The 10,976-nt window shown below is 55.5% G+C and carries 12 protein-coding genes; 5 read left to right on the top strand and 7 right to left on the bottom strand.

Annotated elements, in window-relative coordinates; genetic code table 11:
• The first annotated feature begins 4 nt into the window (after positions 1 to 4).
• Complete coding sequence (gene waaF, locus Q0753_RS12845) at positions 5 to 1,060, top strand: lipopolysaccharide heptosyltransferase II (protein ID WP_298721841.1); 1,056 nt, start codon at positions 5 to 7, stop codon at positions 1,058 to 1,060.
• A gap of 4 nt (positions 1,061 to 1,064) precedes the next feature.
• Positions 1,065 to 2,324, top strand: coding sequence for a lipid IV(A) 3-deoxy-D-manno-octulosonic acid transferase (gene waaA / locus Q0753_RS12840; RefSeq protein ID WP_298721658.1), 1,260 nt, complete (start codon positions 1,065 to 1,067; stop codon positions 2,322 to 2,324).
• Between the two features lie 31 nt (positions 2,325 to 2,355).
• Here waaA and Q0753_RS12835 read toward each other — a convergent pair whose 3' ends face one another.
• Both Q0753_RS12835 and Q0753_RS12830 read right to left on the bottom strand, forming a co-directional pair.
• Positions 2,356 to 4,386, bottom strand: coding sequence for an acyltransferase family protein (locus tag Q0753_RS12835; protein WP_298721655.1), 2,031 nt, complete (start codon positions 4,384 to 4,386; stop codon positions 2,356 to 2,358).
• Between the two features lie 79 nt (positions 4,387 to 4,465).
• Positions 4,466 to 5,173 carry a 3-deoxy-D-manno-octulosonic acid kinase gene (locus Q0753_RS12830; protein WP_298721653.1) on the bottom strand — a complete coding sequence of 236 codons (708 nt, stop codon included), beginning with the start codon at positions 5,171 to 5,173 and terminating at the stop codon, positions 4,466 to 4,468.
• Between the two features lie 85 nt (positions 5,174 to 5,258).
• Here Q0753_RS12830 and Q0753_RS12825 point away from each other — a divergent pair, with 85 nt between their 5' ends.
• Together Q0753_RS12825 and Q0753_RS12820 are read left to right on the top strand one after the other, a co-directional pair.
• Positions 5,259 to 6,320 (top strand): glycosyltransferase family 9 protein, encoded by a 1,062-nt coding sequence (locus Q0753_RS12825; RefSeq protein ID WP_298721650.1) that lies wholly within the window; start codon positions 5,259 to 5,261, stop codon positions 6,318 to 6,320.
• The gene (locus tag Q0753_RS12820) at positions 6,317 to 7,096 is read left to right on the top strand and encodes a glycosyltransferase family 2 protein (protein WP_298721647.1); all 780 of its coding nucleotides are present in this window, start codon (positions 6,317 to 6,319) and stop codon (positions 7,094 to 7,096) included. The genes Q0753_RS12825 and Q0753_RS12820 overlap by 4 nt, the downstream gene beginning before the upstream one ends.
• On the opposite strand, the gene Q0753_RS12815 is transcribed toward Q0753_RS12820, so the two are convergent.
• Positions 7,065 to 8,084, bottom strand: a complete 1,020-nt coding sequence (locus tag Q0753_RS12815; protein ID WP_298721644.1) for a glycosyltransferase family 9 protein — start codon at positions 8,082 to 8,084, stop codon at positions 7,065 to 7,067. The genes Q0753_RS12820 and Q0753_RS12815 overlap by 32 nt on opposite strands.
• Positions 8,085 to 8,163: 79 nt before the next feature.
• On the opposite strand from Q0753_RS12815, the gene coaD reads away from it, so the two are divergent.
• Positions 8,164 to 8,643 carry a pantetheine-phosphate adenylyltransferase gene (coaD, locus tag Q0753_RS12810; protein WP_298721641.1) on the top strand — a complete coding sequence of 160 codons (480 nt, stop codon included), beginning with the start codon at positions 8,164 to 8,166 and terminating at the stop codon, positions 8,641 to 8,643.
• A 100-nt stretch (positions 8,644 to 8,743) separates the two neighbouring features.
• Here coaD and mutM read toward each other — a convergent pair whose 3' ends face one another.
• The 4 genes from mutM to radC form a co-directional block, all read right to left on the bottom strand.
• Positions 8,744 to 9,565 (bottom strand): bifunctional DNA-formamidopyrimidine glycosylase/DNA-(apurinic or apyrimidinic site) lyase, encoded by an 822-nt coding sequence (gene mutM / locus Q0753_RS12805; protein WP_298721638.1) that lies wholly within the window; start codon positions 9,563 to 9,565, stop codon positions 8,744 to 8,746.
• Positions 9,566 to 9,659: 94 nt separating this feature from the next.
• The gene (gene rpmG, locus Q0753_RS12800) at positions 9,660 to 9,827 is read right to left on the bottom strand and encodes a 50S ribosomal protein L33 (protein ID WP_071472289.1); all 168 of its coding nucleotides are present in this window, start codon (positions 9,825 to 9,827) and stop codon (positions 9,660 to 9,662) included.
• A gap of 11 nt (positions 9,828 to 9,838) precedes the next feature.
• The gene (rpmB, locus tag Q0753_RS12795; protein ID WP_014291125.1) at positions 9,839 to 10,075 is read right to left on the bottom strand and encodes a 50S ribosomal protein L28; all 237 of its coding nucleotides are present in this window, start codon (positions 10,073 to 10,075) and stop codon (positions 9,839 to 9,841) included.
• Between the two features lie 131 nt (positions 10,076 to 10,206).
• On the bottom strand, positions 10,207 to 10,881 hold the full coding sequence (gene radC / locus Q0753_RS12790; protein WP_298721601.1) for a DNA repair protein RadC: 675 nt from the start codon (positions 10,879 to 10,881) through the stop codon (positions 10,207 to 10,209).
• Positions 10,882 to 10,976: the final 95 nt, after the last annotated feature.

Genomic DNA, 10,976 nt, shown 5'->3' with positions numbered 1-10,976 from the left:
GATGATGAAACTATTAGTCATAGGCCCTTCATGGGTCGGGGACATGGTGATGTCACATAGCCTATATATCACCCTGAAGCAGCAACACCCGAATGCCGAGATCCATGTGATGGCGCCGGCCTGGTGCTGTACCCTGCTGGAGCGGATGCCCGAAGTGGACAAGGCCATAGTGATGCCGCTGGGACACGGTGACTTCAATCTCACCGCCCGCTTCCGCCTCGGCCGGCAACTGGCCAGCGAAGGCTATGACTGGGCCATAGTACAGCCCAACTCGATGAAATCGGCGCTGATCCCGCTGTTCGCCGGCATCAAGAAACGCACCGGCTGGAAAGGCGAGTCCCGTTACGGGCTGCTGAACGATCTGCGCAGCAATAAAAGCGATTTCCCGCTAATGGTCGAACGCTATGTCGCGCTTGCCCACCCCAAAGCGGACATGCAAAACCAGCATCACATTCCCGCCCTACCTTGGCCCGTACTGGAGGTTGATAGTGTCAATCAGCAGCATGCCCTCGATGAGCTTGCTCTCGATACCGACAGCCCGATTGTCAGCCTGTGCCCCGGTGCCGAGTTCGGGCCGTCCAAGCGCTGGCCGGAGCAGCACTATGCCGAAGTAGCCAAAGATCAGATCGAACAGGGCAAACAAGTGTGGATTTTCGGCTCGGCCAAGGATATTCCGGTTGCCGAAGCCATCAAGCATCATTTACCACATAGTTTGCAGGAAAAATGCCACATTCTGGCGGGAAAGACCTCGCTGCATCAGGCCATCGATTTAATGGCGCTAAGCTCTGTGGTGATCTCCAACGATTCCGGCCTGATGCATATCGCCGCCGCGCTGCAACGGCCGCTGGTGGGTATATACGGCTCCACGTCGCCCAAATACACGCCGCCACTGGCAGAAAAGGTAGCCATAGTGCATACCGATATCGAATGCCGTCCCTGCTTCAAACGGGAATGTCCACTTGGTCACCTGAAGTGCCTGAAAGAGCTACCCGCGGAGAAAGTGCTGGTCGCCATTCGGCAGCTAATCGGCCCGGACCATATCACCGCTAGCCACCGGTAACCTCATGATATATCGCTTTATATATAACCTGCTCATTCATCTGCTCAGCCCCCTGTTATTAGGGCTGCTGTACTGGCCCAAGCAAGGCAAGACGGGCTTTGGGGCCCGCTGGACGGAGCATCTGGGACTGGTACCGGTACCCAGACAGCAAAATCCGGTCTGGCTGCATGCGGTCAGTGTTGGAGAAATGGTCGCCGCCACTCCGCTTATCAAGGCCATCAAGGCGGAGCACCCGGAGCTGCCCATTCTGGTTACCACCACTACCCGTACCGGCGCCGACCAGGCCGCCAAATTGGGCGAACTGATAGAACATCGCTACGCCCCCCTCGACTTCCCCTGGGCGGTGGCGCTGTTTTTACTACGGATTAATCCCCGGGTTTTGCTGATAATGGAAACCGAGCTCTGGCCCAACTGGCTGGCAGCCTGCGGACGAAAACAGCTACCGGTGATGGTACTCAACGCCCGGCTATCGGCCCGATCTGCCGAGAGATATAAACGCTTTCACGGCATATTCCGGCTGTTATTGGCGAATATCAGCCATATAGCCTGTCAGCATCGGGATGATGCCGATCGCTTTGCAGACTTGGGATTATCCCGTGACAAACTGAGCGTGACGGGATCCATCAAGTTCGATATCGACTACGACGACGAGGTTCGCCGCCAAGGGAAAGCGCTGAGAGAGCAACTGGGCGCACAACGTCCGGTGTGGATTGCCGCCTCGACCCACGAAGGCGAAGACGAACAGCTGCTCGCCGCTCATAGGGGACTGCTGCAAAGCCATCCACAGGCTCTGCTGATCCTCGTACCCCGCCACCCTCAACGCTTCGAGCAAGTCGCAGAGCTGATCACCCAGCAAGGCTTCAGCTTGAGCCGCCGTACAGACAGTAACGAGCTCCATAACATTCAGGTTTATCTGGGCGATACCATGGGCGAACTCCCCGTCATGCTGTCGGCGGCCGATGTTGCTTTTGTCGGCGGCAGCCTGATCGAACGCGGTGGCCACAACCTGCTGGAGCCAGCTGTCCTTGGTAAACCGATATTAAGCGGCCCTTCGGTATTCAACTTCAACGATATTTATCAGCAACTCAATAGCAACGATGGCCTGATCACCGTCGGTGATTGCCATTCGCTGGCTACAACACTGGAAAACCTCTTTGAAGATAGTGAACGTTGTATCCGTATAGGTACGAATGCGAAGAGCGTGGTCGAAAGAAACCGAGGGGCAATTGCCGAAAGTATCAATAAGATAATGCGTTTTTTTTAATCGGGTGGAGGTCAGCCTCCACCCGTCGTATTTATGGCCTGATAAGTTTTTGTAGCTGCTGATATTGAACACTATGCTGATAACGATCAAATAGTAAACGGCTGCCGCTATCATTAATATGATCATTATCCATATAGAGTGGCACTCCTCTCAGCTCGCTTTTGCACCAGCCATCTTTGCAAATTTTATCGTTGACACGGATCACCATCAACGTAGGATATTTTTTCTCGAGCTCCATAATCACGGCATTGGCATAAGCCTGTCGCTTGGTGACATATTCCATATGGACATCACAGATCTCATTCTTCATCCATGAGTAAGTAGCCTTTTTAATCAAGCAATTACTGGGAGAAAAAGGATAGGAAGGTACCTGCTCGAACAACACCGGTTGCTTATTATTGGCAATAAGCTGTTGAATCGTAGCCTCCATACCCTTGCGGAACGCTCGACGACTATTTTCCAGAGATTCTGAATAGTCACTACTATCACCAAGAAAAACATGACTACCCTTTTCTCCCTCCGATCGAGTAGTCTCCGCATACATGGCCCAGCGCCCGGCAAGAAACACCAGCGTGGCATCCGAATTTTTTATTACTTCGAAAACCTGGTTGTTCGTATCGGTACACTCCGCCTCGGGTCGGCCATGCTTGATCAGATCCACACCGATAAAAGGCGGGCAGCCTCCCGCTCCGCCGTAGAGGCTGTAAAAACCGTTTTTGAGTCCTAGCTCTTCAACAAAAGGACGAAAATGCCCCGCATGAGAATCCCCCCACAGCAATGCCTTCGGCGCCTTCGGTAGCAGATGTTCATCACCTATCGGCACCAACTCGAAGGGACGATAGCGGCCATCAGCCGATACCTCCTTGGTGATATCGTCGAAGCTAGATACGGAGATATCGTAAAGATGACGCGCCTGCTCCGGCATTCGATCGTCATAACCATGGTGCCGCTTGATGTCTTTGGCGATCATCACCAACACCAAGACCGGCAGAATAAAATAACCGATAAACACCCACTTTTTCTGAACGTTCAGATATCTAAGTGGCTTTTCGAAGTATCGCCAAGAGAGAAATGCGAGCAGAAAGGTCAGAAAGGCACAGGCGGCATAGCCCACAGCATCGATACTATTGAAGTAGTAGCGATAAAGCACCAGCACCGGCCAGTGCCAAAGATAAAGTGAAAAAGACAGCCTACCGATAAGTGCCAATATTCGAGTACTCAACAAACGATATAAGACGCCTTTTCTAAGCTCACCGTTCAGGATCACCATTGCCGTGGCAACAGAGACCAGGGCAGCATTGAAGCCAGGAAAGACAGTCCCCTCTTCAAACAAGAAAAATAGACTGAGTAACACCAGAGCACCCACCAACCCCGCGATCGCCAAGGCAGACTCTCGGGCGAACAGAGCATCTTGTTTGCCATGAATGAGCATGCTCAGTAAGGCTCCAATCAGCAGTTCACTACCCCGGTTCTGGATCAGGTAATAGGCTGAAGCTTCCGCACCTCTTGCCGCATACTCAGAAATGCCAATGAGAACCAGTAGCGACGTAATAAAAAACAGCTTTCTATGCCCTGGGGACAGATATTTCATTGACAGAAAAAGCAGTAGCGGCCAGGCGAAATAGAACTGCTCTTCTACAGACAAAGACCACATATGCAACAACGGTATGGTGTCAGCCGCTGGTGCAAAGTATCCAGAGTTTTTTTCGAAGTAGGCGTTAGCAATAAAGACACTGGCATAACGTATGCTGTCGGCTAGCATCACCAGATCTTCCGGTGTAAGTAAAAACCATGAAACCAGCAATGTGGTTACCGACACAATATAAAACAGAGGTAATATTCGCTTGATTCGCTTTACATAAAATAACGAAAAAGAGAAATTGTCCTTCATTATGTCCGCATGGATGATTCGAGTGATGATATACCCTGAAATAACAAAGAATATATCTACCCCAATAAATCCACCAGGCAACCACTGACTATTGAAATGGAATATCATTACCGTTAATACTGCAATGGCTCTCAAGCCATCTATATCTGGTCTGTATGTCGTAAAAGCCACATTTCTTCCTGAATAAAAAAACCGAGCCATACCGATGGCTCGACGGGTTTAAAATCTTATTATTTTTATTTACAAAAGATTAACTGGCTCTATAACCGTTCAGCAAGGCACGCCAGTCCGCTTCCTGCCAGTTGAAGTCGGGGTGCAGACCCAGCTCCTTGCGGAAAGAACGCAACAGCCGGTCCATGTTTTCCCGGGTCCAGCTGCCGGGCTGGCGAAAGTGACATTTATCGAAGTCGATCAGCCAGCTCTTGCCGCTGTCGTCGAGCAGAATATTGTGACTGTTCAGATCCGCATGATAGAGACCCGCATCGTGAAACTGGCGAATGGTCTTGCCGATACTCTTCCATTCGGCCTTATCCAGTGCTCTTTCCTGCAGAATGGCCACCAGATCCCGGGATTTCTCGATTCGGGTCAGGATAATGTCGGCACGGTAGACCAGATTGGAGCGCACCATGCGGGCGGCGCAGGGCCGGGGAACCGGCAAGCCACGGCGGTAAAGCTTGGCCAACACGGTAAATTCGGCCATGGCCCGGCTTTTGGACTCGGCGACATGCAGAAAGGTATCTTCCATTACCCGCCCTATCATGCCGCCCCGGTAATAATGACGCAGCACCTTGTGACCGATTTCGTCTTCCACAAACCAGGTGGTGTTACGCCCTACCGCCTTGCCACGAATGGCGTTTCGTTCGCGCCAGTAGTCGATTTCAAAATAGTCTCGCTTAAATGCGCCGAAACATTCCGGGTCATACCAAATAATCTCCGAGCCGTGCTCTATCCGTTCCATTACCGTCCCCCCAACGAAAACACAGATTTTACATGGCCCGCCAGCCTTTGCATAATGCCGGACTCAGATCCTGGAGACTTCATCTATGGCATTGCTCGGCTCGGCCCCTGCTTCCCTTTGTTTACTGCGCTTGTCCGCCATCGGTGACTGCTGTCATGCCATCGCATTGGTACAGGCCATACAACGCCAATGGCCCCAAACCCGCATTACCTGGATTACCGGTAAAGTCGAAGCCAACTTGCTGCAACTGGTGCCAAATGTCGAGATTATCGTGTTTGATAAAGGCGCCGGCTGGCGTGCCTATGCGACGCTCTGGAAACAACTGCGCGGGCGCAGGTTTGATGTGCTGCTGCACATGCAGGCCGCCCTGCGCGCCAGCCTGGCCAGTCTGGGCATCCGTGCCCGCCACCGGCTGGGCTTTGAACGGGAGCGGGCCAAGGACGGGCAGTGGCTGTTCACCAATCACAAGGTGGCGGCCACCGGCGAGCATGTGGTGGACGGCTTCATGGGCTTTGGTCAGGCATTGGGGCTGACCGACCTCACACCGCACTGGGCGCTACCGGTACCCGCCGAGGCAGAGCTGTGGGCGTCAGCCTATGCCGAGCGACAGCCGTTGCTGCTGATCTGCCCCGCCGCCAGCAAGGCCTATAAAAACTGGACCGCCGAAGGCTACGCCGCCCTCGCCGATCATGCGCACGGTAAAGGCATGCAGGTCATGCTGATCGGCAGCCCTGCACAACAAGAACGCGACTTGGCGGCTAAAATATGTCAATTAACGGATAACATCGCCGAAAACCTGGTAGGAAAGACCAGCCTGCCACAGCTGCTGGCCCTGATCAAGGCCGCCCGCCTGGTGGTGGCGCCGGACACCGGACCGACCCACATGGCCACCCTGGTGAACACCCCTGTGCTGGGGCTCTATGCCCATCATAATCCCCGGCGTACCGGCCCCTATCGCTGCCGGGACTATGTGGTCAGCGTCTATGACGAGGCGCTGCTGGCTGAAACCGGCAAGAGCACCGAGCAAGTGCCCTGGCGCACCCGGGTCAAGGATCCGGATGCCATGCAGCGGATCACCATCGCCATGGTCGAGGCCCAATTCGACCGTATCACCCACGATTTCAATCTGTTGCAGGAACCATCATGAACTCACGCCCTACCCTGGCCGCCGTGCTGATCGTTAAAAACGAAGCAGAAAATCTGGCCGCCTGCCTGGCCACCCTGGACTGGGTAGACGAAATCGTCGTGCTGGACTCGGGCAGTACCGATACCACCCGTGAAGTAGCCGAAGCCGCCGGGGCTCGCTTTTTCGTCAACGCCGACTGGCCCGGCTTTGGTAAACAGCGACAAATTGCCCAGGCCCATGTGCAGTCAGACTGGATACTGTGGGTAGATGCCGACGAACGCGTCACCCCCGAACTTAAAACCAGCATAGAAGCCATTCTGGCCAAGCCAACCACCAATACGGTGTACTCGGTGGCACGGCTGTCCTGGGTGTTCGGCCGCTTTATACGCCATTGCGGCTGGTACCCGGACCGGGTGCTACGGCTCTACCCCAAGGCACTCACCGGCTATAACGACGCCTTGGTACACGAAAAAGTCACACTGAAAAAAGGCATTAAAACCAGGAAACTCAAAGGCGACTTGCTGCACTACACCTATCGTGATCTGCAGCATTATCTGGTGAAGTCGGCCGGCTATGCCGCCGCCTGGGCCGAACAACGTCAGCAAAGAGGCAAAAAAGGCTCTCTGAGCCAGGGCCTGCTGCACGGCGTGGGCTGCTTCATGAAAATGTATCTGCTCAAGGCCGGCTTTCTCGATGGCAAGCAGGGCCTGCTGCTCAGTCTGCTCTCTGCTCACTCCACCTTCGTCAAATATGCTGACCTGTGGATCAGGACAGAAACTCGCGGGCCCAGGGAGTAACGGCCGCGGCCACCTCGGTCACATTGACCTGACTCATGTCTTCTACCTCGGCGTCGGCGGGGGGGTGAAAGGCCAGATGACGCCCCTCGCTATTGAGCGGGCGCCAGCGCAGTGGCGTGGCCGAGCGGCGTAGGGGAAAGAAGCCTACCGTCGGCACGTCCAGCGCGGCGGCAATGTGCAGCGGGCCGGTACTGCCGGCCACAAAGAGGTTGCCGCAAGCAATGAGACGACAAAAGTCCGGCAACGATAAATCCCCGGCCAGCACGGCGCCTTCACCCACCTCGTCCACCACCTGCCGGGCCAGGGCCTGCTCGCCGGGTCCGGCGGTCAGTACCGGCTGCGCACTCGGAAACGAGTGTCGTAACTGGCGCACCAGCCCGGCATACTGCTCGGGAGACAGATTATTGGCCGAACCGCCGCTACCCGCATGCACCAGCAGCCAGGGACGGGCGGCATCGATGCCCAGCTGGCTGGCCTGCTGCTGCCTGAAGCCTGTCAGCTCCGCCGCTTCAAAACGCAGATAGGGCGGCGCCGGCTCGATGGCGGGTAGGCCGTTGTGCTGCAAGAAGGCCCGCACCAGATCCAGGTTGTATTCATATTCCGGTTTGGCAGACTGAGAACGACGTTGGGTGACCCTGTGGTTATACAGCAGCTGGGCCAGCTTGGTGGCCGGTGCCCAGCGCTGACGGATACCCGCCTGCCACATTAGCTTGGCGTTACGAAAAGTAGAGAACAGGCAGATAACAGCATCAAAATTGCCGGCTTTCAGCTGTTCTAGCAGAGCACGTTGGGCGGCGGGTTCTGCCGCCTTGCCCGGGTCCTGAATGACCCGGTCGGTGCTGGGGCACAGCTCGGCCAGCGGCTGGGTATAGCCCGGCACCAGGACGGTAATTTCACAGTCGAGCGATGCTCGGAGCATGGCCAGCGCCGGCCAGGCCAGCATAAAGTCGCCGATTTTATCGTTGCGCACCACCAATACCCGTTTCATCTCGCTCTCCCGCTGACTGTTATGCTGCGGTATTCTACCCTAAACCTTCGGACTTTCGTTTTGTTAATAAGGAACCTACATGAGCATCAGGGTCATTTATCCCGGCACCTTCGACCCCATTACCAACGGTCATCTGGATTTGATCGAGCGCGCCTCGCAGCTGTTCAACGAGGTGATTGTCGGGGTAGCCTTCAGCCCCAGCAAGCGACCCATGTTTGAGTTGGAAGAGCGGGTCGCACTGGTGCAGGAGGTCACGCGCAGCCTGGGCAACGTCAAGGTGGTGGGATTTTCCGGCCTGCTGGTGGATTTTGCCAAGACGCACCAGGCCAACGTGCTGATCCGCGGCCTACGCGCGGTGTCCGACTTCGAGTACGAATTTCAGCTCGCCAACATGAACCGGCGGCTGATGCCGGAGCTGGAAAGCGTCTTCCTCACCCCGGCGGAAGAGAATTCCTTTATCTCTTCCACCCTGGTGAAGGAAGTGGCCATTCACGGCGGCGATATCAGCCAGTTTGTACCCAATGCCGTGGCCAGGGCCATTGCCCAAAAGCTGGCGTAAACTCTGTGAGGGGTGAGGCGAAAGGGGGGAGGTGTAAAATCCTCACTCCTCACTCCTCACTCTCCTCACCCCTCACCCCTTACCCCTTACCCCTTACCCCTTACGTATTTTCAGGCTGGCACAGCGGGCAGAACACAGTACTGCGACCGCCCATCCGTATCTCCCTCAGCTCGGCGCCGCAATTCCCGCAAGGCTGGCCGGCCTTGCCATACACCTGCAGTTCCTGCACGAAGTAACCGGGCTTGCCGTCACTGCCGGTAAAGTCTTTCAGTGTGGTGCCGCCCTGGCCGATGGCCCGGGCCAGCACGCTCTTGATCTCCGCCGTCAGCAGCAGATAACGCTCGCGATCAATCTCGCCGGCCGGGTGCCGCGGATGAAGTCCGGCGGTAAACAACGACTCGTTGGCATAGATGTTGCCGACCCCGACCACCACATGGTTATCCATGATGAACTGCTTGATGGCGGTTTTGCGCTTGCGGCTACGCTGGTACAGGTAGTCACCGTCAAAGGCATCGGTCAGAGGCTCCGGTCCCAGTTTAACCAGCAGTGCATGCTGCTCTGCCGGCTCCCGGGTCCACAACAAACAGCCGAAACGGCGCGGATCGTTCAATCGCAGCAGCTTGCCGTTGCCGAGCTCTATGTCCACGTGATCGTGCTTGCCCGCCGGCGTGCCGTGAGGCAGCACCCGCAGGTTTCCGGACATGCCCAGATGCAGAATGGCGGTGCCCCAGTCGGTCTCCAGCAACAGGTACTTGGCCCGGCGCCGAATGCCGGTAATGGTCAGCCCCACCAGTTCCTGAATTTCGGCCGGTATCGGCCAGCGCAGGCCGGCATTACGCACCACCACCCGCATCACCGTCTCACCCAGCATAAAGGGCGAGATCCCCTGGCGGCTGACTTCCACTTCCGGTAACTCTGGCATTCACACTCTCCTCATCGACTCGGCGCTATTATACCCCCAGCTTGCGGGCATAAAAAAACCCGGCCGAAGCCGGGTTTTTTGAGAACACAAAATCTTACTTGATTTTGCCTTCTTTGTAGATCACATGCTGACGAACAACGGGATCAAACTTTTTGATTTCCATTTTTTCGGGCATGTTGCGCTTGTTCTTGGTAGTGGTGTAGAAGTGACCAGTACCAGCGCTGGAGTTCAGGCGGATCTTCTCGCGAATACCTTTAGCCATTGGTTATCTCCTTAAACCTTTTCGCCACGGGCGCGCAGGTCAGCTAAGACACTGTCGATACCCTTTTTGTCGATAATACGCATACCCTTGGTGGTGATACGCAGTTTTACAAAACGCTTCTCGCTTTCAACCCAGAAACGGTGAGTTTGCAGGTTGGGCAGGAAACGACGCTTGGTAGCGTTGTTGGCGTGAGAGCGGTTGTTACCAACAGCTGGCCGCTTACCAGTTACTTGGCATACTTTAGACATGTCAGTCTTCTCCAAAACTTACTTTTGCTCGAGCAATTAATCACCCCGTTGGCCGTCTATCGGGGCAAAATAAGGCGGCAATTTATACAGCATACCGAGCTCGAGATCAACAAAAAGCCAAACGCCCGGCATTAAAGCCAGCCACGTTCGGCAAAAGAAACGGTTTCGCCATCACCGACAACCAGATGATCCAGCACGCGGATATCCAGCAAGCCCAAAGCGGACTGAATACGTTCGGTGATCATGCGATCGGCCCGGCTGGGCTCGGCTACCCCGGATGGATGATTATGCACCAAAATGACCGCAGCAGCACCCCGTTTGAGCGCCAGCGAGACGATTTCCCGCGGATACACCGCCGCCGTATCCAGGGTGCCAGTAAACAATTCATGAAATTCGATCACCCTATGCTGGTTATCGAGCAACAGCAGCGCAAACACTTCCCGATCTCTGTCCCTTAGCCGAGCCTGCAGAAACTGCCGGGTCAGCTCCGGGCTGGTCAGTGCATGCTCGCGCACCAGTTTTTCATCCAGAAAGCGCCGCATCAGCTCCAGACTGGCCTGCAGTTGCACAAACTTGGCCTGACCCAGACCGGGGCCTTCGCAAAAACGCTGTTGATCCGCCAGCAACAGCTGACGCAAGGAGCCAAACTGGCGGATCAGGGTATGAGCCAGGGTCACCGCATCCATGCCCCTGGCACCGGTACGCAAAAAAATCGCCAGCAGCTCCGCATCCGACAGGCTGTGCGGCCCCCGACTCAATAATTTTTCCCGCGGGCGCTCTCCCGGCGGCCAGTCCTTGATGCTCATTGCTCCCTCCTTGTCCCATGCCCCGCTTGTCCCGTTAAAGCCTAGTTCAGCCCCCTCCTGCCGCCGCACAATTCGCTCATTTATGGTAATCTTGC

This window comes from uncultured Oceanisphaera sp., from assembly GCF_947495715.1.
GTDB lineage: Bacteria > Pseudomonadota > Gammaproteobacteria > Enterobacterales > Aeromonadaceae > Oceanimonas > Oceanimonas sediminis.
Note: the sequence above shows the minus strand (reverse complement) of the source record. Positions and strands in the feature narration are given on the sequence as shown.

Excerpts from the sequence above, each read along its gene's own strand:
- Q0753_RS12815 (WP_298721644.1), bottom strand. The coding sequence starts at position 8,084 with ATGAAACGGGTATTGGTGGTGCGCAACGATAAAATCGGCGACTTTATG.
- Q0753_RS12820 (WP_298721647.1), top strand. The coding sequence starts at position 6,317 with ATGAACTCACGCCCTACCCTGGCCGCCGTGCTGATCGTTAAAAACGAA.
- coaD (WP_298721641.1), top strand. The coding sequence starts at position 8,164 with ATGAGCATCAGGGTCATTTATCCCGGCACCTTCGACCCCATTACCAAC.
- rpmG (WP_071472289.1), bottom strand. The coding sequence starts at position 9,827 with ATGGCTAAAGGTATTCGCGAGAAGATCCGCCTGAACTCCAGCGCTGGT.
- waaA (WP_298721658.1), top strand. The coding sequence starts at position 1,065 with ATGATATATCGCTTTATATATAACCTGCTCATTCATCTGCTCAGCCCC.
- radC (WP_298721601.1), bottom strand. The coding sequence starts at position 10,881 with ATGAGCATCAAGGACTGGCCGCCGGGAGAGCGCCCGCGGGAAAAATTA.
- mutM (WP_298721638.1), bottom strand. The coding sequence starts at position 9,565 with ATGCCAGAGTTACCGGAAGTGGAAGTCAGCCGCCAGGGGATCTCGCCC.
- rpmB (WP_014291125.1), bottom strand. The coding sequence starts at position 10,075 with ATGTCTAAAGTATGCCAAGTAACTGGTAAGCGGCCAGCTGTTGGTAAC.
- Q0753_RS12825 (WP_298721650.1), top strand. The coding sequence starts at position 5,259 with ATGGCATTGCTCGGCTCGGCCCCTGCTTCCCTTTGTTTACTGCGCTTG.
- waaF (WP_298721841.1), top strand. The coding sequence starts at position 5 with ATGAAACTATTAGTCATAGGCCCTTCATGGGTCGGGGACATGGTGATG.
- Q0753_RS12830 (WP_298721653.1), bottom strand. The coding sequence starts at position 5,173 with ATGGAACGGATAGAGCACGGCTCGGAGATTATTTGGTATGACCCGGAA.